The organism is Pandoraea apista (assembly GCF_001465595.2).
Classification (GTDB): Bacteria; Pseudomonadota; Gammaproteobacteria; order Burkholderiales; family Burkholderiaceae; genus Pandoraea; species Pandoraea apista.
The window spans coordinates 1,856,763-1,882,302 of the sequence record NZ_CP013481.2 but is presented as its reverse complement, the minus strand read 5'-3'; the positions used below and the strand labels follow the sequence as shown (position 1 = coordinate 1,882,302).

Annotated in this window: 15 protein-coding genes and 1 tRNA gene; 9 read left to right on the top strand and 7 right to left on the bottom strand. The window is 62.9% G+C overall.

Annotated features, from left to right (window positions below):
- Positions 1 to 10: 10 nt before the first annotated feature.
- The 4 genes from rnhA to AT395_RS08645 all read left to right on the top strand — a co-directional run bounded on the left by rnhA (position 11) and on the right by AT395_RS08645 (position 4,893).
- Entirely contained in the window at positions 11 to 457 is a 447-nt protein-coding gene (gene rnhA, locus AT395_RS08665; RefSeq protein ID WP_042112144.1) for a ribonuclease HI, read from the top strand.
- Positions 458 to 556: 99 nt separating this feature from the next.
- Positions 557 to 1,297, top strand: a complete 741-nt coding sequence (gene dnaQ / locus AT395_RS08660) for a DNA polymerase III subunit epsilon (protein ID WP_042112145.1) — start codon at positions 557 to 559, stop codon at positions 1,295 to 1,297.
- 275 nt (positions 1,298 to 1,572) lie between these two features.
- Positions 1,573 to 1,647 (top strand) — tRNA-Val (locus AT395_RS08655).
- 1,005 nt (positions 1,648 to 2,652) lie between these two features.
- A complete protein-coding gene (locus AT395_RS08645; protein WP_042112147.1) occupies positions 2,653 to 4,893 on the top strand; it encodes an NADP-dependent isocitrate dehydrogenase in 2,241 nt (746 codons plus the stop codon).
- Positions 4,894 to 5,086: 193 nt separating this feature from the next.
- On the opposite strand, the gene AT395_RS08640 is transcribed toward AT395_RS08645, so the two are convergent.
- Positions 5,087 to 6,397 (bottom strand): MFS transporter, encoded by a 1,311-nt coding sequence (locus AT395_RS08640; RefSeq protein ID WP_052765385.1) that lies wholly within the window; start codon positions 6,395 to 6,397, stop codon positions 5,087 to 5,089.
- Between the two features lie 657 nt (positions 6,398 to 7,054).
- Here AT395_RS08640 and AT395_RS08635 point away from each other — a divergent pair.
- Complete coding sequence (locus AT395_RS08635; RefSeq protein WP_048627566.1) at positions 7,055 to 7,954, top strand: PhzF family phenazine biosynthesis protein; 900 nt, start codon at positions 7,055 to 7,057, stop codon at positions 7,952 to 7,954.
- On the opposite strand, the gene AT395_RS08630 is transcribed toward AT395_RS08635, so the two are convergent.
- From AT395_RS08630 to AT395_RS08620, 3 genes are all read right to left on the bottom strand, one after another.
- A complete protein-coding gene (locus AT395_RS08630; protein ID WP_082164615.1) occupies positions 7,929 to 9,155 on the bottom strand; it encodes an arabinose transporter in 1,227 nt (408 codons plus the stop codon). The two genes, AT395_RS08635 and AT395_RS08630, sit on opposite strands and share 26 nt — an antisense overlap.
- Positions 9,156 to 9,557: 402 nt before the next feature.
- Positions 9,558 to 11,165, bottom strand: coding sequence for a Na/Pi cotransporter family protein (locus AT395_RS08625; protein ID WP_042112149.1), 1,608 nt, complete (start codon positions 11,163 to 11,165; stop codon positions 9,558 to 9,560).
- Positions 11,166 to 11,231: 66 nt separating this feature from the next.
- Positions 11,232 to 11,882: a TetR/AcrR family transcriptional regulator gene (locus AT395_RS08620; RefSeq protein ID WP_231586128.1), complete on the bottom strand. Its 651-nt coding sequence runs from the start codon at positions 11,880 to 11,882 to the stop codon at positions 11,232 to 11,234.
- Positions 11,883 to 12,038: 156 nt separating this feature from the next.
- Here AT395_RS08620 and AT395_RS08615 point away from each other — a divergent pair, with 156 nt between their 5' ends.
- The 3 genes from AT395_RS08615 to AT395_RS08605 all read left to right on the top strand — a co-directional run bounded on the left by AT395_RS08615 (position 12,039) and on the right by AT395_RS08605 (position 16,208).
- The gene (locus AT395_RS08615) at positions 12,039 to 12,878 is read left to right on the top strand and encodes a metal-dependent hydrolase (RefSeq protein ID WP_042112151.1); all 840 of its coding nucleotides are present in this window, start codon (positions 12,039 to 12,041) and stop codon (positions 12,876 to 12,878) included.
- 905 nt (positions 12,879 to 13,783) lie between these two features.
- On the top strand, positions 13,784 to 14,824 hold the full coding sequence (locus AT395_RS08610) for a porin (RefSeq protein ID WP_042112152.1): 1,041 nt from the start codon (positions 13,784 to 13,786) through the stop codon (positions 14,822 to 14,824).
- 91 nt (positions 14,825 to 14,915) lie between these two features.
- A complete protein-coding gene (locus AT395_RS08605; RefSeq protein WP_042112153.1) occupies positions 14,916 to 16,208 on the top strand; it encodes an NCS2 family permease in 1,293 nt (430 codons plus the stop codon).
- Between the two features lie 121 nt (positions 16,209 to 16,329).
- Here AT395_RS08605 and AT395_RS08600 read toward each other — a convergent pair whose 3' ends face one another.
- A complete protein-coding gene (locus AT395_RS08600; RefSeq protein WP_042112154.1) occupies positions 16,330 to 17,055 on the bottom strand; it encodes a GNAT family N-acetyltransferase in 726 nt (241 codons plus the stop codon).
- Between the two features lie 256 nt (positions 17,056 to 17,311).
- On the opposite strand from AT395_RS08600, the gene pdxR reads away from it, so the two are divergent.
- Entirely contained in the window at positions 17,312 to 18,880 is a 1,569-nt protein-coding gene (pdxR, locus tag AT395_RS08595; RefSeq protein ID WP_082164616.1) for a MocR-like pyridoxine biosynthesis transcription factor PdxR, read from the top strand.
- A 25-nt stretch (positions 18,881 to 18,905) separates the two neighbouring features.
- On the opposite strand, the gene AT395_RS08590 is transcribed toward pdxR, so the two are convergent.
- Positions 18,906 to 20,126 (bottom strand): MFS transporter, encoded by a 1,221-nt coding sequence (locus AT395_RS08590; protein WP_048627571.1) that lies wholly within the window; start codon positions 20,124 to 20,126, stop codon positions 18,906 to 18,908.
- Positions 20,127 to 20,383: 257 nt separating this feature from the next.
- Positions 20,384 to 25,468 (bottom strand): NAD-glutamate dehydrogenase, encoded by a 5,085-nt coding sequence (locus AT395_RS08585; protein ID WP_058375306.1) that lies wholly within the window; start codon positions 25,466 to 25,468, stop codon positions 20,384 to 20,386.
- Positions 25,469 to 25,540 lie beyond the last annotated feature (72 nt).

Genomic DNA, 25,540 nt, shown 5'->3' with positions numbered 1-25,540 from the left:
TGTTTGAGAGATGACCTTGCCGCAAGTTGATATCTATACCGACGGTGCCTGCAAAGGCAACCCCGGCCCCGGCGGTTGGGGCGCCCTGCTCGTTGCGGGCAAACACCGCAAGGAAATGTTCGGCGGCGAGCCCAATACCACCAACAACCGCATGGAGCTCCTCGCCGTCATTCGTGCGCTTGAGGCCCTGAACAAGCCCTGCCACGTAGTGCTTCACACCGACTCGCAATACGTGCAGAAAGGTATCAGCGAGTGGATTCATGGGTGGAAGGCGCGCGGCTGGAAGACGGCCGCCAAGGAGCCTGTGAAAAACGCCGATCTCTGGCAAACGCTCGACGCTGTCTCCCAGAAGCACGAGATCGACTGGCGCTGGGTGAAAGGTCACGCCGGGCACGAAGGCAACGAAGCCGCCGACCAGTTGGCCAATCGCGGCGTGGAGAGTCTGCGTCGCGGTTAGCGCGATGGTGACGGTCCCTGAGCATCCTCCGCGCGTTGCGTGAGGCGATATCGCCCGCAGCGCGCCAATTCCGAAAGCACACAAGAATCACCGAACCCCATGCGACAACTGATCCTCGATACCGAAACCACTGGCCTGAATGCCAAGACGGGTGACCGTTTGCTGGAAATCGGCTGTGTCGAACTGGTCAATCGCCGCCTGACCGGCAACAACCTGCATTTCTATATCAATCCCGAACGTGACAGCGATCCGGGCGCACTGGCGGTGCACGGGCTGACCACCGAGTTCCTCTCCGACAAGCCGAAATTCGCCGAGATTGCGGAAGAGTTGCGCGAATACTGCCGCGGCGCCGAGATCATCATTCACAACGCGGCGTTCGACCTCGGCTTCCTCGACATGGAATACGCCCGCCTCGGCTGGCCGCCGTTCATGGAGCATTGCTCCGGCCTGATCGACACGTTGTTGCGCGCGCGAGAAATGTTCCCCGGCCGACGCAATTCGCTGGATGCCCTCTGCGAACGCCTCGGCGTGAACAACGCGCATCGCACCCTGCACGGCGCATTGCTCGACGCGGAATTGCTTGCCGACGTCTACCTCGCCATGACGCGCGGTCAGGAGAGCCTCGTGATCGATACGAGCGATGATGACGGCGGCGAAGCGGGTGGCCATCGTGAAAAGATCTCACTGCGCCAGTTCGATCTGCCGATCATCTTGGCAGCGGCGGAAGAGATCGCGGCGCATGCCGACGTGCTGAACGGCATCGACAAGGGTATGAAGGGCACTTGCGTCTGGCGCAAAGAACCGACGCCCCCCGAAGGCGACGCCCCGCCTGCGGCGTAACTTCGCAAGCTCGTGCAGAACGAACCGACACTTTGCGAAAATTTCGCACGAAGGCCTTCCCAAACGAAAAAAACATCCCTATAATCGCTGTCTTTGCTGCTTGCGAGTCATCGCAAGAAACGGCGTGAAGTGATCGAGAGATATCGTCACGGCGGCAGCAAAAATGATCAAAAGAAAGGTTGCAGGCTTCGGCGAAAACAGTTAAAGTTCTGCTCCTGATTGCGAAACGGAAGCTTCAGCAATCAGCACTAAATCATTGATTTAGTTAATGATTTGGGTGGTTAGCTCAGCGGTAGAGCACTGCCTTCACACGGCAGGGGTCACAGGTTCAATCCCTGTACCACCCACCAGATTCGAAGGGCCGACGATGCGTCGGCCCTTTTTGCATTCTGCGTCCCCTTCCAGCGGCACCTGCCGTCATTCAGCGACAACGGGATGCGCCTCAGTGCATCCCATCCCTTACGCAAATCCTTAGCACTTGAACCCCGCAGTTCCCGTTACCCGCGCATCCGGCCCCGTCAACGAGTAGACGATCCCCGCATTGTTCGCCGCCGCGCCCGTCAGCACGTCCCGAGTCGAAAACATACAGTTACCGCCCGCGCATGCACCGCCACTCACGTTCTGCGTCATGGTGCTGAATGTTGGCGGTCGCGTCGCTCGACGAGAAACATACTATCGAGCGGAAGTTGCGCCGCTCGAAGCTCACGTTCGCAAACGGCACCTGACCAGGCATTGTGTGCCATTCCCCACCGAAGCGTCCGCCCCGCAGGTGATTGCCGAACGCAGCCGCGTTATCGTCCTTGGGACTCTCCCGCTCCGCGTACATCGAAGCAAAAAACCACCGCCTCGCGTCTATCTGCTCTGATTGCGGCAACGGCAGCGAACGCGCTGCGTAAAAGCCGGCGGCTGGAGGGGAGTACTGGCCCGGAAACGTGCACCAGGGGGCCGACGCGTGGGCGCCATTGAGCGTAACGACATAGGCGTGGCAAGTAACAAATAGGCGTGTCGCACCCCCGCCGCATTCGCTCACGGCCCCCGCCACCCCCAACTCCGGCCCGGCTTTCTATAGATTTTTTCTATAAACAATAAAAATCAATCAAATATTTCTTGTGTGCGCCGCCCTTCGTCGGATCGCCTTATCGAAGCCCCGCCTCGTTCTGCGGGGTTTTTCACGAAGTTATGCGGCCTTCAGAGCCAGTCTTATATAAGACACAAGCATTCACATTACGAAAAGGCATTTCAGTTTTGGCCCCGCCCCGTGTCACAATCAGGGAAATTTGTCATGGCTAGCAGACTGTCACCTCAGTCAGCGGCGTTCCCCCACCTTTCCCTGCTTCTTGAATCCGAGACCAGCGATGAGTACGCAGCAACCCAGCATCATCTACACCCTGACCGACGAAGCACCGCTTCTGGCCACCGGCTCTTTCCTCCCGATCATTCGCACGTTCACGGCACCGGCGGGCGTGTCGGTCGAGACGAGCGACATTTCCGTCTCGGGCCGTATCCTCGGCGAGTTCCCCGAATTCCTGACCGAAGAGCAGCGCGTCCCGGATAACCTCGCCGAGCTGGGCCGTCTGACGCAAGACCCGAACACGAACATCATCAAGCTGCCGAACATCAGCGCGTCGGTGTTCCAGCTCCAGAGCGCCATCAAGGAACTGCAATCGAAGGGCTACAAGATCCCGGATTACCCGGAAGATCCGAAGACCGAAGAAGAGAAAGCCATCCAGAAGCGCTACTCGAAGTGCCTGGGCTCGGCAGTGAACCCGGTGCTGCGCGAAGGCAACTCGGATCGCCGAGCACCGCTCGCTGTCAAGAACTACGCCCGGAAGCACCCGCACAGCATGGGCGAGTGGAGCATGGCTTCGCGCACGCACGTGGCGCACATGAAGCATGGCGACTTCTACCACGGCGAAAAGTCGATGACCCTCGACCGCGCCCGTGACGTCAAGATGGAACTCGTGACGAAGAGCGGCAAGACGATCGTTCTCAAGCCGAAGGTCTCGCTGCTCGACGGCGAAATCATCGACAGCATGTTCATGAGCAAGAAGGCGCTGTGCGACTTCTATGAAGAACAGATGGAAGACGCGCGCAAGACTGGCGTGATGTTCTCGCTGCACGTGAAGGCCACCATGATGAAGGTCTCGCACCCGATCGTGTTCGGCCACGCTGTGAAGATCTTCTACAAGGAAGCCTTCGAGAAGCACGGCAAGCTGTTCGACGAACTGGGCGTGAACGTCAACAACGGTCTCGTGAATCTGTACGAGAAGATCGAATCGCTGCCCAGCTCGAAGCGCGAAGAAATCATCCGCGATCTGCACGCCTGCCACGAGCACCGCCCGGAACTGGCGATGGTCGACTCGGCCAAGGGGATCTCGAACCTGCACGCACCGAACGACGTGATCGTCGACGCCTCGATGCCGGCCATGATCCGTATCGGCGGCAAGATGTGGGGCGCCGACGGCCGTCCGAAGGACACGAAGGCCGTGATCCCGGAAAGCACGTTCGCTCGCATCTATCAGGAAATCATCAACTTCTGCAAAACGAACGGCGCGTTCGATCCGACCACGATGGGTACGGTGCCGAACGTGGGCCTGATGGCGCAGAAGGCGGAAGAGTACGGCTCGCACGACAAGACGTTCGAAATCGCCGAAGACGGCGTGGCCAACATCGTCGACATCGACACGGGCGAAGTGCTGCTCTCGCAGAACGTGGAAGCCGGCGACATCTGGCGTATGTGCCAGGTCAAGGACGCGCCGATCCGCGACTGGGTGAAGCTCGCCGTGAACCGCGTGCGCAACTCGGGCATGCCGGCCGTGTTCTGGCTCGACCCGTACCGTCCGCACGAAGCCGAACTGATCAAGAAGGTCGAAAAGTACCTGAAGGATTACGACACCAACGGCCTCGACATCCAGATCATGTCGCAAGTGCGCGCCATGCGTTACACGCTTGAGCGCGTGATCCGCGGCTTGGACACCATCTCGGTGACCGGTAACATTCTGCGCGACTACCTGACCGACCTGTTCCCGATCATGGAACTGGGCACCAGCGCCAAGATGCTGTCGATCGTGCCGCTCATGGCCGGTGGCGGCATGTACGAAACGGGGGCTGGCGGTTCGGCGCCGAAGCACGTCAAGCAACTGGTGGAAGAAAACCACCTGCGCTGGGACTCGCTGGGTGAATTCCTGGCATTGGCCGTGTCGCTGGAAGACCTGGGCATCAAGACGGGTAACGAACGCGCCAAGATTCTTGCCAAGACGCTCGACGCTGCCACCGGCAAGCTGCTCGACAACAACAAGAACCCGTCGCCGAAGACCGGTGAACTGGACAATCGTGGCAGCCAGTTCTACCTGGCGATGTACTGGGCACAGGAACTGGCCGCGCAAACGGACGACGCCGATCTGGCCAAGACGTTTGCTCCGCTCGCCAAGCAACTGACCGAGAACGAGAAGACCATCGTGGGTGAACTCGCCGACGTGCAGGGCAAGCCGACGGACATCGGCGGCTACTACAAGCCCGACTTCGAGAAGCTTGAGCAAGTCATGCGTCCGAGCAAGACGTTCAACGCTGCGCTGGCAAGCCTTGCGAAGGCGTAATGACGGCGCAATGAAGGCATAGGGAAGAAAAGCGTTCGACTGCGGTAGTCGAACGTCGGGCGGTCTGCGAGGACCGCCCGATGACGCCCAACAAAAAAGCTGGCATATGCCAGCTTTTTTGTTTGCATCACATCGATGGTGCAAGCGCGAACGATGCCGCCCTTCGCCCCATCAGATCCGTCCGGTCAGTGCGTTAGCGATTGACCTGTTCCTTCGATTGCGTGAGCGCCAGCAAGGCACCGATGGCAAGCGCCGCCGACACGCAATACATGCCCGCGTTGGTGCTTTGCGTCACGTCCTTGAGCCAACCGATGATGAACGGGCTCACGAAACCGGCAAGGTTGCCGATCGAGTTGATCATGCCGATGGCCGCCGCCGCCGACCCGCCCACGAGCAACGCGCTCGGGTAAGTCCAGAACACCGGCATTGTGGCGAGCATACCCGCCGTGCCTACCGAGAGTGCGACCATGGCGAGGGGCACGTTATTGCCCCATACCGTGCTCAGGTACAGCCCCACGGCGCCGGCGAGCGACACCACGGCAAAGTGCCAGCGACGCTCGCGTGTGCGGTCCGAGCTGCGCGCGACGCCGATCATGCTGACCACGGCACAGGCGTACGGAATGGCGGTGAGCAAACCCACGTCGAGCGCGCTCTTCACACCGCTGGCCTTGATGAGCGTTGGCAGGTAGAAGCCAATGCCGTAGAGACCCATCATGCAGCAGAAGTAGATCGCAGCCATGAGCCAAACGCGGCCGTTCGCAAACACCGAGGCGACCGAGTGCTCTGCCTTGCCCGCGCTGTCCTGCGCGATGTTGTACTCGAGAATTGCTTTCTCGTCTTCCGTCAGCCAGGACGCTGCGCGAATGCCGTTCGGCAGATACATGAGCGTAACGACACCCAGAATCACCGACGGAATGGCTTCGATGAAGAACAGCCATTGCCATGCGGCCCAGCCGCCCACGCCATTGAACGCGGCGAGAATCCAGCCCGAGAGCGGTCCACCGAACACGCCGGCAACAGGAATGCCGATCATGAAGAGCGCGTTCATCCGGCCGCGACGCTGTGCCGGAAACCAGTAAGTCAGATACAGCACGATACCGGGGAAGAAGCCCGCCTCGGCCACACCGAGGAAGAAACGCACGAGGTAGAACTGCGTCGGCGTCTTCACGAGCAGCGTGGCTGCCGAGAGGACCGCCCACGAGATCATGATCCGCGCAATCCAGCGGCGCGCACCGACCTTGTGCATGATGATGTTGCTCGGCACTTCGAAGAAGAAATAACCGATGAAGAAGATGCCCGCGCCCAGACCGTAGACGGTCTCGCTGAACTGGAGGTCGTTCAGCATTTGCAGCTTGGCAAAGCCGACATTCACGCGGTCGAGATAAGCCGCGACGTAACACAGGAAAAGAAACGGCAACAAACGCCAGGTCGCTTTTGCATAGGCTTGCGCCTCAATCTCGCGCGTATGCGCGTTGGGTTTGACACCGCTAGCGATAGTACTCATGGTCTCCACTTCGAAGCTTGGCTGCTAATTTGTTTGCTTGCACAGCCAGAATCACGACTGCAACGCTGCCTCCGGACCACTCGCACCGATCACGCTGCCTTACCTGCTCGACGGCTCTGACAGACCTCACGGTTCTCGCCTTACGAGAACCGATTACGCGGAGTCCGGAGGCATTGTCTCCGGACGTCGCTCCCCGGCCCGCATGCCGTTGCGCGACGTTTCTCACCCTGCCATCCCTTTCGATATTGGGAGGCCGACGGGATTGTAAACCATAGGACACCGCTGCATTTCGAAGGCGTCTTCGGTCGTTAGTCATCGTCCGAAAATGGGGGCGGCGAAAATGTCGCGTCGACGCGACGCCACTCGCGAATTGACACGACAGGACGTTGCACGCCACGTGAATGTCGCAATGCGGCGTGGCACGGAGCGACCGGCGATTGACATGCGTATAGCAAGCGGGACGCGTCCGAAAGTTGATCGAAACGCGATCGAAAATTCATGACCGGGGCACCTGACAGGCGCGCGACTTAGCGCGTAATCTTGAGGCTTCAGGTCGCGTCCCGTGTTGCATTGCAACCCGTTGCGAAATCGGCGGCATCCGTCGCCAGCGCCTTTGCTGATTCCTCTCCCGACTCCTTTTCCGGATTGCCCATCGCCATGACGTCACCCGTTCCCTTCCCCCTCCCCGCGCCGGCGACGGTCTCGTTGGTGAGTGTCTTCCCGGCTGACGATAACGGTGGCAATCCGGCCCCCATCGTGCTCGATGCCGATGCCATGACGGCAGACGACATGCGAGCTGTCGCGACCCACTACGGACACGAAAGCGCGTTCGTCATGGCCGCGGCCCATGCGGGCAACGCCTGGCGCTTTCGTTTCTTCGTTCCGAATCACGAGATGGAGATGTGCGGGCACGCCACGCTTGGCGCGTTGTGGGTGCTGCGCCGCGCCGGCCGATGGGATGGCAGTCCGGTCACGATCGAGACGCTCAGCGGACAGGTCGAAGGCCGGCTCGCGGCAGATGGCGAACACATCGAAGTCAGCCAGCCGTCCGGGCGTACCGCCCCGATCATCGACGCAAGTGCCATCGCCGCCATATGCGCGGCCCTGCGGATTTCGCCCGACGAGATCGCCCTTGAAGGCATATGCAACGCAGCGACCAGCCGCGTGAAGACGCTGGTGCCGCTGCGCAGCGTCGAGCGATTGCAGGCGTTGACGCCGGACTTCACCATGATGCTCGCCACATGCGACGCCATCGGTTCGACGGGCCTGTACCCATGTGCACGCGAAGACGTTGGCGACGGACGTGCGCTGCCGGTATTGCAGGCACGCCAGTTCCCTCGCTCATCCGGCTATCCGGAAGATGCGGCGACCGGCATTGCCGCTGCCGCCTTGCTATACGGTGCGCGCCGCTATGGCTGGCTGTCGCCCGGCGAGCGCGGCGTGGTTGTACGACAGGGGGTCGCGATGGGGCACGCCTCCGCCATCACCGTGACGTTACGCGATCCGCTCGACGCGGCGGCCGGTTGCTGGATCAGCGGCGACGTGCGCGCAATGTGACGACGACCATCACGCCGAGCACGGCGGCCACGGCACCGCACAGGAACACGGCGCGATAGCCGAACGGATTGGCTACGGCCCCGGCCAGAGGGCCGGTCAGCAGAATGGCAACGTCCTGAAAGGCGGCATAGGTGCCCAGACTTGTGCCACGGCTGGCGGCGGGTGCGCGCTTGACCACTTCGATCCCCAAAGACGGAAAGATCAGCGAGGCCCCAGCCCCGGCGAGCGCCGTGCCGAGCAATGCCAACCACGCGAATGGCGCTTGCCAGACGAACAACAGACCAACGGCTTCGACTGCCAGCGAGATCTGCGCGACACGCAGATTGCCGAAACGCTCGGGCCATCGCCCGCCGATCAGACGCATCAACACGAACGCCAGACCGAATGCCGACAGTGCGATGGCGGCGCCTGACCAGCGCGAGGCGTCGAAGTACAGCACCACGAACGCGCCGATCACGGCGAAGCCCACGCCTTGCAGCGCCAGCGCGAGGCCCGGCAGGAACACGATGCGCAGCACCTGCGAATACGGCAACGCGCCGCCGGCGTGGTGCGCGGGGGCGACCCCGGGAATGCGCGCGATCACCGCCCAGCCGGCGAGCGGCAGCGCACAGATCGCCAAGGCGACACCCACGAGCGCCGTGCCGCCATAGAGCGCCAGTCCGAGCGGTGCGCCAACGGCGAAACCGCTGAACACGGCGGCGCCTGTCCAGGACATGACGCGGCCGGATTGCGCCGCGCCGAGACTGGCGATGGCCCATGTCAGCGTGCCGGTAATGCAAAGGCTTTCCCCGACACCGAGCAGCAGACGGGCGAGCGTAAGTACCCCGAGCCGCGGCGCGGGAGCGAACGTCACCAGACCGGTGACGAGCAAGGCGAAGCCCGACAGACCAACGAAAAGCAAGCCCCGCTGTAGGGCAACGCGTGCGCCGCGCTGGTCGGCGGTGCGCCCGGCGAACTTACGTGTCAGTACCGTGGCGAGCGACTGGATACCGACGGCGAAACCGACGATGACGTTGTGATACCCGAGCGTGTCATGCACGAACAGCGGCACGACGGAGAGCGACATGCCGATGGTCAGGCAGGCGAGAAAAACGTTGAGAGAGAAGCGCACCAGCAACGCCGTAGCGTTGGCGGGCACGGCGCCCGCTTGGGGGGCCGCTTGCTTGGCTGAATCAGCCGGTGCAGCAGAAGACGAGGACATGCGAGAAGACTCCATGGGGGTGCGGGCGCGCGTGAGGCGTAACGCATCGAGCGTCGAGCATCAGGCGCGAACCGGCGAACGAACAACCGCGACAGGGTGTCGGTGCCAACAGGCGGTATAGGCAGATCGGGAGAGAAGGCGCTTGTGGCGCGCAGAGAACCGGGGAATGCGCTGAATGGGCAGCCCGGCGGTTCACTGACAACGCACGCCCCTCGACCGACGAGCCGGCAAGACCGGCCGCTGTCGCGGAGAATGCGTTGGTTCACGTGAACGCTTACGTGGCATCGGCGAAAAACTTCGCCGCGTGCCAAAAATCAGTTTGCATTCTAGCGACGCCCCAAGCGTTACGCAAGATGAGTTCACGCGGCATAGCGGCACCGCAAATTACGGAGCAAGCGTTCGTCAATCGATCGGATCGGTGCCCTTGGCGCGACGGGTCCCGGCCTTGATGGTCTGTTGAAGGGCGCGCCGCAGTGCGCTATAGCGGCGCAGCGCTTCTTCCATGACGGCGATGCGGATTGACCCGGCGGCGCCATCGGCCAGCAGCTTGGCCTTGAGACCGCCGTAAGCGGCCTCCATCGCCGACGCGTGCGTGGCGAGCGACTCGCCGCCGTCGGCGGGCCGCGTATCGCTTTCAACATGATCGAGCAGCGCGGTCGACTCCCGTACAAACGCGGTATAGACGTCGGAATTTCCTGTGGCGGTACCGGTCTGGTCGCGTAGCGCGGCGGCGGCAATTGCCTGTTCGGCGGCACTCTCGTAGTAACGCAGTGTGCGCAGCGTATCGGCCAGCGCCTCTGCGGAAGCCGCTTCGATTGCGGCGCGGCTCATGCGTTCGGCAAAGGTCTGACACACACTCCCCAGCCGCGTGACAGACGCGTGTTCCTGTGCCAGTACCCCTGCACTCATACCGGTCAACGCGCCTCGCACCATATGACGGCTCATTGCGCCCAGCCGTTCGACCTCGCGCTTGAGGGCATCCACGGCCAGTTGCGGCACCGGCAAAACGTTGTCGTCGAGAAACTGCGGCGCCCCCTCGTCTTCCTCGCGAGAACGGAAACGGCGTTGCAGCCAATGCAGCAGCGGCGTGGTGAGCGGAATCATCAGCAACACGCCGAGCACGTTGAACGTCGTATGAAAGATCGCGAGCTTGATGGCCGGGTCGGTGGCGTAGCCCATCCATGCCATGCCGGTGCTGATTGCGCGGATCATCCACGGCAGCAGCAGCAACGCCACCACGCCCGCCACGACGTTGAAGGCTACGTGTGCCATTGCCGCGCGCCGGGCGTTGGGCGTGGCCCCGATCGCGGCGATGACGGCGGTCACGGTAGTTCCGACGTTCGCGCCAATGACAACGGCTGCGGCCCCCTGTGCGCCCAGCAGACCGTTTTGCGCGGCGGTGAGCGTGATGGCCATCGCGGCGGCGGACGACTGCACGATACAGGTGAGGACGAAACCGACGACCACTTGCAGCAGCACATCGAGCGGTCCGTCGCCGTCGGGCATGCGGATCAGGCCGGCCATGTCGATGAATGCCGACTGAAGCAGCGAGATACCGAAGAAGAGCAAACCGAAGCCGGCCAGCGCGTTACCGATGGCACCACGCCGGGTGCCGGCACCAGTCAATCGCAGCGCCACACCAACGGCGATCATTGGCAGCGCAAAGACATCGATATTGAATTTCAGACCGATGACGGCGACGATCCACCCCATCATGGTCGAGCCGAGGTTGGAGCCGAACATCAGCCAGAGGGCGCCACCAAGTTTGAGCAAACCGGCATTGACGAAGCCGATGGTGGCGATGGTAACGACCGAGGAAGATTGGGTGATGGCGGTCACGAGCACGCCGGAGGCGAAGGCTTGCCAGCGGGTACGGGTCGCGCTGGCAAGAATGCGCTCGAGCGCCGGCCCTGCGGCAAGCTTGAGACCGTCGGTCATCATCGCCATGCCGATGAGGAAGATACCGACGCCGCCGGCCAGAATGCTAACCGCCTTGACGATTTCGCCCATGCAACACGTTCCTGTGTACGAACTGCCGGATCTATCGGAGGGGAGCGCCGGCCGGTGCCTTGGGCATTAGCCGTCTGCGCGCAACAGGCCCCAGCATAACCGGTAAAGCTCGTCTTCGAATTCGGGAGTGCCAAGCAACGGCGAATCTTCGAGCGCGGCGGAGCGAAGCGTACCCATGACGGCACGCGTGAGCACGAAAACGGTGGCCGCGGTGGGCGGACGCATCTCGGGCGCGTCGCGCCGCGACATGGCAACGGCAATATGTTCGGCCGCCTCGCGCATGGCTTGCATGACGTTTTCGTGGTGATCGAGTTGCCACGCCATCTTGATGAGCGAGCGCTTCACGCGCCCGCCCGCGCCGAACGCTTCGATGAGTACCCGAAGCCGCTCACGAATGACTCGCTCGGGGTCGGCACCCTCTTCGGCTGCGCGTGCGATGCGTTCGTTGAGTTCATCCATCACGCGGCGACGCTCGCGCGCAATCATCGCCAGCAAAATCGCTTCTTTGGTGGGGAAGTACTGATACAGCGTGCCGATGGAAAAACCAGCCTTGCGGGCAATGCGATTCGTCGTGAGCGCCGCCTCTCCTTCTTCGTCGAGAACCTGAGCAGTCGCCTCGAAAATCGTCTCGACGGTATGTTGCGCGCGTGCCTGCATCGGCCGCTTTCGCATGGCTGACGCGGCATTCGGGGTAGCGGACGGTTTGGGTGCAGACATATTGAAAAACCTGAGCGGGAAGCGAGTTGCGGCAAGACGCCTGAAAAATGAATAATGCTCACATTCACACCAAAACTCAAGTGACGGCGACAGCGCGGGTCTTCTGCATCTCACGAAGCTGCGAACTCGCCGATACCGCCAGAGAGGCAAGGCACCATGAGCAACGACATTTCTGCCCTGACCGTACGCAAGCTGACCGTCGATCTGGCCAGCGGCTTCGACCGTCATTGGCATAGCGGCGATGCATACCGCACGATGTATTACAACGCGCTATCGATGAGTTTTCCGGTGGGCGAACAATCGTTTATCGACTCGGTGCGCGACACGATGGATCGTCTGCCCGACGACGCTCGCTACGACAAGCTGCGCGCCGACATTGCGCAGTTCATTGGACAAGAGGCAACACACCGCCATCTGCATGGCCAGTACAACGCGCAGTTGGCGAAGCAGGGACTGGTCAATCATTGGGAGAACTGGGCGACGACGCGCATTCAATGGGCTCGCCGCCGCAAGCTCTCGCCGATGTACATGCTCGCCGTGACCGCCGCATACGAGCACTGCACTGCGGTATTTGGCGACGGCGCGCTCCGGTACGACCGATGGCTTGCCAAGGCTGAGCCGAAGATGCGCCTGATGTGGCGCTGGCACGCGGCCGAGGAAACCGAGCACAAGGCGGTGGCGTTCGATCTATACCGTGCCCTCGGTGGTAGCGAGCGTCAGCGCATACTCACCTATCTCTACGTGTTGTTCATGTTCGCGCTGGAGAGTCATGCGCAGACGATCAACAACCTCTGGCACGATGGCACACTCTTCAAGCCTCGCACGTGGTGGGGGTTCACTACGATGTTCTTCGGTCGCGATGGCGTCGTGTGGCGCAGCACCGGGCCAATGCTCAAGTACCTCGCACCGTCGTTTCATCCGAACCGTCACGGGGATCCGAAGCTCGCCGAAAACTGGCTCGCTGCGCATAACGCCAGTTGGCGCGCCATTCGTTGACGTCCCTTGCCGGCTGAGAGCTGACCAATTCGCCTGTCAACGGTCGGCCGTGGGGCCGCTCCCCGTTTTCGTCGCTCCACGAAATTCGCTTTGGAAAACGGGGAGCGGCCCCACGGCTCGAAGCACGCCCCCGCATCGTTGCAACCCATCCCCGCTCCCACCCCGCTTCTTCCCCCTTCGCCTCGTCACGACGACACCGTCTCTTCTTGCGCCCAGGCGCTCGCCGACCGTCCCCACGTGCTTCGCAACAGATGGGGCCCGGTCGGCGAGCGCCTCGTTATCCCCGTGAACATTCCCTTGCCCGGCTCGCCAGTGCCGGCGTGAAATGCACGATGCGTATCGCCGGGTGTGTGACGGCGGTGTCGGCAGGCTCGGCGCTTGCCGTCCGGGTGATGGGGGCACGGGTGTCGTGTCGAGGGTCTCGCGGCTCGGGCCCCATCTGTTGCGAAGCACGTGGGGACGAGCTGCGAGACCCTTTGCGCTGGAAGAGGCGGTGTCGTCGTGACGGTGAGGCATGGGGCTGTGCAAGCGAGTGTAGTGGAGAGGGTTGCGTCGAATCGGTGGCATGGAGATGGCCGTCGGTGGGGTCCCCGTTTTCCAAAGCGAATTTCGTGGAGCGACGAAAACGGGGACCCCGCCGACGGCAGACCGCAAATCGCGTGCAAGGGGGAAACCGCCCGTGTTAACCCGAAAATTGTGCCGTCAACAACGGAATACCGAGTATCAAAGCCGAGTGATATGTCATGTGAGGCAACTTGATAATAATAATCACGCCTCAAAGCAACACCGATACCCGCGCAAAGCGAAGTCAGTGTGTCAATGACTCAGGCGTGCCCCTTGCACTCTTCGGTGAAAAAGAGAAGTTCAGAGGCACGCACAAACTAAAACGAGACGGAGACACATTCATGAGCAAGGCAGCAGGTTGGCTGCGGGGCGCGCTCGCCCTCGCGGTTTGCGGCGCGGCGGGCGTCGCCCACGCACAGTCGAACGTATCGCTCTACGGCCAGGTCGACGCCTGGGTCGGTGCCGCGAAAGCACCGGGCGGCGAACGCGCGTGGACACAGGGGGGTGGCGGGATGTCCACCTCTTACTGGGGCATGAAGGGTTCGGAGGATCTGGGCGATGGTCTCAAGGCGATCTTCACGCTTGAGGACTTCTTCCTGCCGCAAAGCGGACGTTACGGACGCTTTACCGGCGACAGCTTCTTCTCTCGCAACGCCTACGTCGGACTGCAATCGAACACGCTCGGCACGGTCACGATGGGACGCCTCACCACGTCCTATTTCGTCTCGACGATTCTGTTCAACCCGTTCGTCGACTCCTATACGTTCAGCCCGATGGTCTATCACACGTTCCTCGGTCTCGCGGGTCAGGGGATCGTCGGTGATTCGGGTTGGAATAACGCAGTGATGTACGCCACGCCGGACTACAAGGGGCTCGGCGCCAGCTTCTCGTACGCGTTCGGCAACAAGGCCGGAGAAATGGGTCAGAACAAGTGGAGCGCCGCGGCGATGTACTTCCACGGCCCGCTCGCCGCCACGCTGGCCTATCAGCAGGTGAAGTTCGATTCGACACCGGACGATCAGGCCGGCATCACCGGATTCCGTAATCAGCAGGCCCTGCAAGCCGGTCTGACGTACGATTTCCAGGTGGTCAAGCTCTACGGCCAGTATCAGTACATCAAGAACACGATTACCGGCGGCAATCTGACGTCGAACGGCGGGCAGTTGGGCGTTTCGGTACCGCTCGGCGGGGGCAACGTGATGGCTTCGTTTGCCTATACGAAGAATTCGGGCATGAACGACACGAGCCGAAACACCTGGGCGCTCGGCTACGATTACAACCTCTCCAAACGTACGGATCTCTATGTGGCCTACCTGAACGACAAGGTTTCCGGACTCGAAGCCGGGAATACTTTTGGGGTGGGCATGCGCACCAAGTTCTGACAAACTCGGCTGCACGGGTTCGCGCGCAGTACAATGCGCGCGCCCCCGCTGCACACGGACAACGGCATAACAAAGTCACAAGGAGAGCACGTTGCTGACCAAATTCTTCAAACTCGAGGAGCATGGCTCCAATGTCAGGACAGAGATGGTGGCAGGTCTCACGACCTTCCTCACCATGTCCTACATCATTTTCGTCAACCCCAATATCCTCGGCACGACCGGCATGGACAAGAGCGCCGTGTTCGTGGCGACGTGTCTTGCCGCTGCCATCGGCTCGGTGGTAATGGCATTCGTCGCGAACTACCCGATCGGCATGGCGCCGGGCATGGGGCTGAACGCCTTCTTCGCCTTTACGGTCGTGGGCGCCATGGGCTACACATGGCAACAGGCACTGGGGGCAGTGTTTATTTCCGGATGCCTGTTCATCATCCTGACGGTCACAGGCGTACGCTCATGGCTGATTGCCGGGGTACCCAAATCGCTGCGATGTGCGATTGCGGCCGGTATCGGGCTGTTCCTCGCGATCATCGCACTCGGTAACGCCGGCGTGGTCGTGGCGAACCCGGCGACGAAAATCGGTCTGGGCGACCTCCACTCGCCGCAAGCCTTGCTCGCGATCTTCGGCTTCTTCCTGATCGCGGTGCTCGACGCCCTGCGCGTACGTGGCGCAATCCTGATCGGCATTCTGGCGGTCACGGTACTCTCGATGGTGCTGGGTCTGAACCAGTTCCAGGGTGTCTTCGCCATGCCGCCGAGTCTGGCGCCGACGTTCCTCCAACTCGATATCCCGGGCGCCCTGCACGCTGGTTTCGTTCACGTGATTCTGGCGTTCGTGCTGGTGGAAGTGTTCGACGCAACGGGCACGCTGATGGGCGTGGCGAAACGCGCCGGCCTGCTCGAAGGTACGCACTACAAGGGGCTGGGACGCGCGCTGTTCGCCGATTCGATCGCAATTTTCATCGGCTCGCTGCTGGGCACGAGCAGCACGACGGCCTACGTGGAAAGCGCCTCCGGTGTTCAAGCCGGCGGCCGCACGGGCCTCACCGCCCTCACGATCGCCGTGCTCTTCATCCTCGCGCTGTTCATCGCGCCGCTGGCCGGTTCGGTACCCGCCTACGCTGCCGCACCGGCGCTGCTGTATGTGGCCGGTCTGATGCTGCGCGAATTGCTCGACGTCGAGTGGGACGACATTACGGAAGCCACGCCGGCCGCGCTGACCGCACTGGCAATGCCGTTCACGTACTCGATCGCCACGGGTCTGGCCTTCGGCTTCATCTCGTACGCCGTGCTCAAGCTGTTCACGGGCCGCGCGAAGGAAGTTCACCCGGCCGCCTGGGTGATCGCTGTCCTCTTCGTACTGAAGTACGCGTTCTTCCCGGGCTGATCGGTTCGACAGCACCGACTTCCCATGACAAAACGGCCCGCCGGAGGATTCCCCCGGCGGGCCGTTTTGCTTTCCGCCGCAATGCCGCCACCAGCGGAACGGCCCTGGCCCTACCCGTCACTCACGCCTTCGCCGCCGAAATCAATGCCGCCAGACCGGCACGATGCCGCCCCTGCGCGTCGAAGTTCTCAGGCGACAACCATTGCTCGAATCCGCGGCTGATCGCCGGCCACTCGCCATCGATCATCGAGAACCACGCAGTGTCGCGGCTACGGCCCCGGTACACAATCGCCTGACGGAATATGCCCTCGAACGTGAAACCGTAACGCGCCGCCGCTCTGCGCGACGGCGCATTCAACGCATCGCACTTCCACTCGTATCGGCGATAACCCAATTCGTCGAACGCACGACGCATCAACAAGTATTGCGCCTCCGTCCCCGCACGCGTGCGCTTGAGCAATGGCGAATACGCCACATGGCCAACCTCGACAACACCGTTGGCTGCATCGATGCGCATGAGCGCCAATGTCCCCACCGCCTTACCCGTCTCTCTATCAATAATCGCGTGATGCAACGGATCGGTAGATGCCGCCAACTTGGTCGCGTACGCGTAGTAGCTATCGAAATCCGGGAACGGGCCGGCACTCATGTACGTCCAGTCACGACCGTCCGGCGCACTCGCATAGGCGTCGTAGAGATCCTTCGCATGACGCTCCACGTCGATCGGCTCCACTCGGCAGTACCGCCCGTCGATCGGCGTGCGCGGCGGCTGTGCCCGCGGCTTCCAATCCGGCAGTGCTGCGCCTATGGGTTGATCGTACTCGTTGAAGTTGGGTGCCTCGGTCATGTCCTTCTTTCTCCGGAAACAGGGTCCATTTCAGTTCATGACGCTCAAAGTAGCGCTTCAGTGGTACGATTAAAAGCACCACTATTTAGGAATCTGATGGTGCCATCGTTTGCGTTACCCCACTCGCAAGCCAGACCGGCACCCCATTCCGCCACTCAGACAGTGACCCAACTCGCAGCGGAATGGGGTGCCGGTCCGGCCGCACACGCTATCGGTTGCGTCTGCACGCCTCCCGCCCTCTTTTTTGCCCGTCGCCATGACTTCCGCCCCGAAAGCCCACCCCGCTGTCCACGATCACTCGCCGGAAGACGTCGCCGCACTGTTCGATAGCCCCCTCGCCGTCGAGCCCGGCCGCGGCACCTCTCTCCAGAAACAACTCCTCTCCCGGCTCAAGCACGCGATCCTCGAAGGACGCCTGCCCGCCGGTGCCCGGCTCCCCGCCTCCCGCACCCTCGCAGAAGACCTCGCCGTCTCCCGCAACACCGTCTCTATCGTCTACGATCAACTCGCCGCCGAGGGCTTTATCGTCCCTCACCGGCTCGGTACTCGCGTAGCTCAACTCTCGCTCGATCCTCACTTCGCCGCCGAAGCCGCCAAGCAAAAGGCCGAAGCGCTCGCGCGTGCTTCAGGGCAAATTGATCCGCCCGCCACGCCCGCCGCCTCACGTCGCATTCAACGCCTGCCGTCCACCCGGCACGCCGCGCGCGCCGACGAAACGCCCCTGCCGTTCACGCCCGGTGTGCCTGCACTCACTCGCTTTCCCGCCAGTACCTGGCGTCGCACGCTCGAACGTGTCATGCGCGAAGCCCAGCCCCGCCACTATCACTACGGCGACCCGCTCGGTGAACCCGCGCTGCGCGAAGCCATTGCCGGACACCTCCGCATCTCTCGCGGAGTGCGCTGCGACGCCTCGCAAGTCGTTATTACGGAAGGCGCACACGAGGCTCTGATTCTCTGCGTTCGGTTGCTGACCGACCCGGGCGATACGGTCTGGATGGAAGACCCCGGCTATCGCGGCGCCAAGGCCGCATTTCATTCGAGCGACGTGCGCCTGCAAGCTCTGCGTGTCGACGATGAAGGGATCGTGATTCCGGAAGGTCTGTGGGAGAAGTCGCCGCCTCGGCTGGTGTATGTCACGCCATCGCACCAATATCCGCTGGGCAGCGTGCTGTCGGCGTCGCGCCGTCTCGATCTGATCGCTCAGGCTCGCCATCACGGCGCCTGGATTCTCGAAGACGACTACGACAGCGAATTTCGCCATCAGGGCGAACCCATCGCCGCCATGCAAGGCATGGTGCCGGATAGCCCCGTGGTCTACGTGGGAACGTTCAGCAAGACGATGTTTCCTGCACTGCGCCTCGGCTTCCTGATTCTGCCCGCCGCACTCGCCGCGCAAGCCCGCGACGCACTCGACGAACTGCTTCGCGGCGGTCACCGCTTCGAACAACTCGCACTGGCAGATTTCATTCGGAGTGGTCAGTTCGCACGGCACCTCGGGCGCATGCGGCGTCTGTACCGGGAACGTCAGAGTGCCTTGCGCGACGCGCTGGCCACGTATTTCAACCCGGCGTATGCGGTCATTGGAGAGCGCTGCGGCCTGCATTTGACGGTGCGGCTCGATCCCGCTTTCCCCGACCAGGCGATCGTGGCCGCTGCACAGCGCGAAGGCATCGGCCCTCGTGCCCTGTCGAGCTTTGCACTCGAGCCGCAACCCACGGACAACGGCCTCGTGATCGGCTATGGCGATACGGATGCTTCGCGTATCCCCGGTCTGATCAAGCGGCTTGCCGCCATCGTAGCGGCACAGAAGTCGGCAGCAAGTTGATCGCGCCGCCGCACGGTACTGTCAATTACGCGGTTTGCGCGACGTTCTTGTCGGCTTCACGCGCCTGCGCCGCCCTCGCCATCCACAGCGTCAGCAAGACGGCTGCGACTGCGGCGATCGCCGCGCACAGATAGACCTCGGCATATCCGTAAGCGCCGACGATCAGGCCCGCTACCGGTCCCGTCACGCCAAGCGCAACGTCGAGAAACACGGAGTACGCGCCCAGTGCAGCGCCACGGTTTTGTGCCGGCACAAGGTTGACGGCCGCCACACCCAGCGACGGGAACACCAGCGAGAAGCCCGCCCCCGAAAGCGCTGCCCCCAGCAGCGCCGTGAATCCGGTCGGCGCAATACCGAGCACGATCAGCCCGAACGCCTCAAGCGCAAACGACACCATTGCCACTCGGTAGCCGCCGAAGCGCCCGATGCTGCTGCCAAGCAGCAACCGCACACCCATGAAGCACAAGCCGAACGCGGTCAACGCCAGCGCTGCGTTGTCCCAATGATGGCTTGCGTAGTAAAGGGTGATGAAGGTGGAGATGGCGCCAAAGCCGATCGAACCCAGCGCAAGGCCCATGCCGAACGGCAACACGCGGCCGAGCACCGCTCGGAACGCAAGACGCTCGCCATGGATGACAGGCGTTGCCCGCTTCATCCTCGCGAGCCCCAACCCCACGATGCCCGACAGCGCAATAGCGCCTCCCAGTGCCTGAATGCCGTAAGCATTGTCGAGCGCCACGCCCAACGGCGCGCCCAGCGCCAGCGCGCCGTAGGTCGCAACACCATTCCAAGAGATGACCCGGGCGGTATGCGACGGCCCGACCTGACCGATACCCCACATGATCGCGCCCGTCGACACCCAACTCTCACCGAATCCCAGCACGAGACGCCCGAGAATCAGCGCGAGCAGCGACAGCCAGGCCACACCGGAGAACACACCGGCCAGGGCCACGAGCAATCCGGAGGCACCGCACGCCACCAGTCCGCACAGCACGGTGCGCTTCGGTCCCCAGGCATCGGCCGTGCGCCCGGCGTAAGGGCGCGAGAGCAATGTCGCCAGGTACTGGACACTAATGGCCAACCCGGCAACGACCGAGCTGTAAGCCAGATCCACATGCACGAACGACGGCAGCACCGCGAGCGGCAAACCAATCGTCAGATAGCACAGGAACGTGAAGAACACGGTAGAGACGATTTGCAGCGTCGTGGCGAACTGTCCGTTCACGGGATAGGTGTCGTTGGGCATTGCGCAGGGGGAATCAGGAATCGACGAAACCCCAGGACGCGCCAATCGGCGCGACGGGCAAGCATTCGCGCAGATCCACTCAATCCTAGGGTTTTCCCGGATGATACGCCGTTTCGCGTCTTTTGTGTAAACGCTTAAAAAATGTTCGCGAGCCGGTTTTCGGCGCGCGATTCGCCACGTTCGCGCGTGTCCGGTCGCGCGCCGCCACCACAAAGGTAAACCGCGTCACCTCGCTCGGCGTGGTGCAAATCCCCCCGTCAGCGCCCGACTTCGGCCAACGCTTTCAGACTCACCGAGAGCATTGCGAGGTCTGCATTGCCCACGGCCACCTGATCGGCCAGCACGCGGTGGTAGCGCGTCAGCGCCTCGGCATGTGCACGCTGCCAGCCAGCGACGAGTCTGCCCGCCGGGCTCTGGTCTGCCGCATCGGTGGCGGCGGTGGCGGCGGTGGCAGCGGTATCGACATCGGGTCGCGTACCGCCATCGAGCACGCTGGCGGTCAGACGCCGCCTCAGCACCGACAGCTCTTCAAGCAGCGTGGCGCGAGCGAGCCGCTGCCAATGCGTCTGCATGGGCAACCCCAGCACGCCACTCTGTAACCAGCCGTAGCCAAGCGGCGCATCAAGCGCGAAGTACACCTGCGCCGCAAGCGCCGGTTCGCGCCCGCTGGTGCTGGCCACCTCGGCAATGTCGAGCAGCGCAACGCGCGCGCCGATTCCCGCCGCCGTTTGCGCAAGCGGCGGCGGCACCCCGGCGTCGATCATCGTTTGCGCTTTGGCGCGTGCCTCCTCGGCTGCCTCGCCGCTCACCAGTGAGTCGAGCGTGGGCAGAATCGGATCGAGCACACTGCGCAACCGCTCGACGGTTTGCGGCACATCGGTCAGACGCCGGCGCAGGAACCACAATGTGGCCTGCTCGTGCCACTGCGCAATGGCAGTGAAGAGCGACGCCTGCGTCTCGTGCGAAACCCGTGCATCGAGCGCATCGACCTCGCGCCACAGCGCGTCGAGGCCATAGGCGCCGCGCGCCGCCAGACTGGCCCGCACAACGTCGGCCGGCTCCGCTCCGGTCTCTTCGCTCAGCCGGTGCACAAATGTCACCCCCGCCCGGTTCACGAGCGCATTGGCGTGCATCGTGGCGAGAATTTCGCGTTTGAGCGGATGCCGTAACATCGCCGCGCCACACCGGCTCGCCAACGGCGTGGGGAAATACGACGGCAAGTCCTCGGCCACGAAATCCGCATCGGGCAGATCGCTGGCAAGCAGCACGTCGTAGAGCCACATCTTGCTATAGGCCATGAGCACCGCACGCTCCGGCGACGTTAGCCCCGCCCCCGCCGCGCGGCGCGCATCGAGGGCTTCGTCGTCCGGCAGAAATTCGATGGCACGAGAAAGCCGCTGCGCCCGCTCGAGATAGCGCATGAAGCGAGCGTCGTCATCCAGCGCCGCCGCCGCACGCAGTCGCCCCAGCGACAAGGCCTGCGTCTGCAAATAGTTATCGCTCAGCACAAGCGTGCCGACCTCTTCCGTCATTTCCGCGAGCAACGTGTTGCGCTGCTTGAGCGTCATCTCCCCATCGGTGACCACCAGCCCAAGCAGAATCTTGATGTTGACCTCGTGATCGGAACAATCGACGCCCGCCGAGTTGTCGATGGCATCCGTGTTGATGCGCCCGCCGTGCTGCGCGTACTCGATGCGCCCGAGTTGCGTCAGTCCGAGGTTGCCGCCCTCAGCCACGACTTTGCAGCGTAGCTCCGCGCCGTTCACGCGCAAACTGTCGTTGGCGCGATCACCCACTTGCGCGTGCGTCTCGGTGCTCGCCTTCACATAAGTGCCGATGCCGCCGTTATAGAGCAGATCGACTGGCGCCTTGAGCAGCGCGCGCAACAGGTCAGTCGGCGGCAACTCGGTGGCGTCGGTGCCGATCAGCTCGCGCACCTGCGGCGAGAGCGCAATAGCCTTGGCCGTACGGGGAAACACGCCGCCGCCCTCGGAAATGAGCCGGGTGTCGTAATCGGCCCAACTGGAGCGCGGCAGTTGGAACATGCGCTCGCGCTCGGCAAACGACGTCGCCGCATCGGGGTTCGGATCGAGAAAGACGTGCCGATGGTCGAACGCCGCCACGAGCCGGATGTGCCTCGAGAGCAACATGCCGTTACCGAAAACGTCGCCCGACATGTCGCCAATGCCGACCACCGTGAAGTCCTGCGACTGGGTATCGACGCCCATCTCGCTGAAGTGACGCTTCACCGACTCCCACGCCCCGCGAGCCGTGATCGCCATCTTCTTGTGGTCGTAACCGACCGACCCGCCCGACGCGAAGGCATCGCCAAGCCAGAAGCCGTATTCCGCCGAGATAGCATTGGCGTAATCGGAGAACGTGGCCGTGCCCTTGTCGGCCGCGACCACGAGATACGGATCGTCGCCATCGATGCGCACCGTTTTCGGCGGCGGCACCAGTTGGCCGTCGACATAATTATCGGTCAGATCCAGCAGGCCGCGCAGGAAGGTCTGGTAACACGCCACGCCTTCGGCCAGATAGGCCTCGCGATCTCCCGGCGGCGGAGGCTGCTTCACCACGAAGCCGCCCTTCGAGCCGACCGGCACGATCACGGTGTTCTTCACCATCTGCGCTTTCACAAGACCCAGCACTTCGGTACGGAAGTCCTCGCGCCGATCGGACCAGCGCAGGCCGCCACGCGCAACGCGTCCGCCGCGCAGGTGCACCCCCTCCACTCGCGGCGAGTACACCCAGATCTCGAACATCGGTTTCGGCTCGGGCAGCCCCGGCACCTTCGACGGATCGAACTTGAACGACAGGTAGGACTTTTGCGTGACACCGTCCTTGTCCGTCTGGAAATAATTGGTGCGCAGCGTGGCTTCCAGTACACCGAGGAATTGGCGCAGAATGCGGTCTTCGTCGAGATTGGGAACGTCTTCGAGCGCCGCATGAATCTGCGCGCGCAGGCGCTCTGCCTGCGATGTGCGCGCCTCCTCACTCAGCGCCGGATCGAAGCGCGCCAGAAACAGTCGCACCAGCATGCCCGCAATCGAAGGATTTCCCGTCAGCGCATTCTCGATGTACGCATTGCTGAAGGTCGAACCGACCTGACGAATGTACTTCGCGTACGCCCGGAGAATGCGCACCTCGCGCCACGTCAGCCCGGCTTGCAACACCAGACGATTGAGATCGTCGTTTTCGACGTCGCCCGCCCAGATGCGGGCGAAGGCATCTTCGAAACGTGCGCGTGCGTGCTCGAGATCGACATCGGCACCGTCCAGACTCGTCATGCCGAAGTCGTGCATCCACACCGCTCCCGCATCGGCGGGCTCGATCCGGTAAGGGCGCTCGTCGTTCACCCGCACGCCGAGGTGTTCAAGCATCGGCAAGCTGCGCGAGAGCGCAATCGGCTCGCTCGCCTGATAGATCTTGAAGCGCAACGTGCCGGACGGGGCCTCCAGCGGACGGTAAAGCTGCATGGCGAGCGGTGTGGCGCCCGCAGCCGGCGCCTGGGCAACCGCCGCCGGCTTCGCGTTGAGCAGCGGCTCGATCAACTCGACGTCGCGCACCGCCACGCGGGCGGCGTAGTCCTCGCGATACCCGGCAGGGAAGGCATGCGCGTACCGCCGCAGCGCCCGCGTGCCGCGCTCCTCGCCCAATTGCTCGCGCAACGCGTCGGACAGATCGTCCTGCCAGCGGCGTGTCGTCTCGACAATGCGGGCTTCGAGTTCGTTCACATCGACCTCGGGCACATGCCCGGGCTCGGTGCGCACGGTAATGTGAATGCGTGCGAGCATCGACTCGGAGAGCTGCGGCGTGAACTCCACGCTCGTGCCGTGATAGGCCGCTTGCAGCAGGTTCTGCACGCGCACGCGCAGATCCGTGTTGAATTTTTCGCGCGGCACGAACACCAGACAGGACACAAAGCGGTCGAAGCGGTCACGCCGCACGAACAAACGCGTGCGCTGACGCTCCTGTAATCGCAGAATGCCCAACGCAATATCGGCCAGTTGATCGACGTCGATCTGGAACAGTTCGTCGCGCGGATATTGTTCGAGAATGGTGGCGAGCGTCTTGGCCAGATGCCCATTCGGCAGGAACCCGGTACGCCCGATCACCTCGGCGACCTTGCGGCGCACCAGCGGTATTTCGTCGGCCGGCACCATATAAACGGTCGACGTGTAGAGCCCGAGAAAACGCCGCTCCCCGCACACACGCCCCTGCGCGTCGAAACGCTTGACGCCCACGTAATCGAGATAACCGGGACGATGCACGCTGGCGCGCGAATTCGCCTTCGTCAGAAAGATCGGCGCACTCTCCCGAACAATGCCGATGGCGCCGGGCGAGAGACGAGTGATGTCGGGCGTGCCGGCGTCGCGCCGCGCCTCACGAAGCACGCCCAGACCGGTGCCCACTACGCCTTGCAGGTAGTGCTCGCCGTCTCGCTCGACCAGTTCATAGTCGCGATAGCCAAGGAAGGTGAAATGGCGGGCAAGCATCCAGTCGAGGAACGCCTGTGCCTCGTCGATCTCGTCGCGTTCCTGCTGACCCACGCCCTTTTGTGCGGCACGCTGCGAAAGGGCTTCGATGGCCGCATGAGCGGCCGCCTGCATTGCACGCCAGTCTTCAACGGCGGCTCGCACGTCGCCAAGCGCGCGTTGCAGGCCGTCCGCCAACGCCTGAATGCGCTCGGGTTCGGAGAACCGGTCGACTTCGATATGGATATACGATTCGAAGCGGCTGCCGTCGGCGGTGGTGTCGCCGCCCGTGTGCGACATTGCGCCTGCCTCGCCAGCCGCACCGGATGCACCGGACGTACCCGACGTACCCGACGCGAGTAGCGCCCCCACGTTGCTCCCGGCACTGGCCCCGGCACGCTCGCCCGCCGGCGCCGGGCGCACGAGACCACCGCCGGGCGCCACGGCGATACGCTTGCCCGCCGCGTCGCGCTTGATACGGTAGACCGGGTGAAAGGCGGAATGCAGGGCCAGCCCCTGCCGGTTGATCTCCATCGTCACCGAATCGACGAGGAACGGCATGTCGTCGTTGACGATCTCTATGACGGTATGACCGCAGTGCCAGCCGTGCTGATCGAGCGTGGGGTTGTAAATGCGGATGCGGGGCTCGCCCGAGACGAACTTCTGGCCGAGTTGCCAGTGCGCCATCGCTGCGCCATAAAGATCGGCCACACTGCGCGAGACAACATCGTCGGCGTCGGCCAGACCGTAGTAATGCCGTACGAACGGTTCGAACAGCGCGGCCACCTCTGGCGCACGCTCCCCGGCCATCGTGACGACTTCCGCCATGTGCTGGCGGACTTTCTCTTCCGAATTCGCGGGCATGGGCAACCTCAAGCGGGAATGGACGAGACATCGACAGGCAAAGCCATGCTACGCCCGGGACCCCGGACTGGC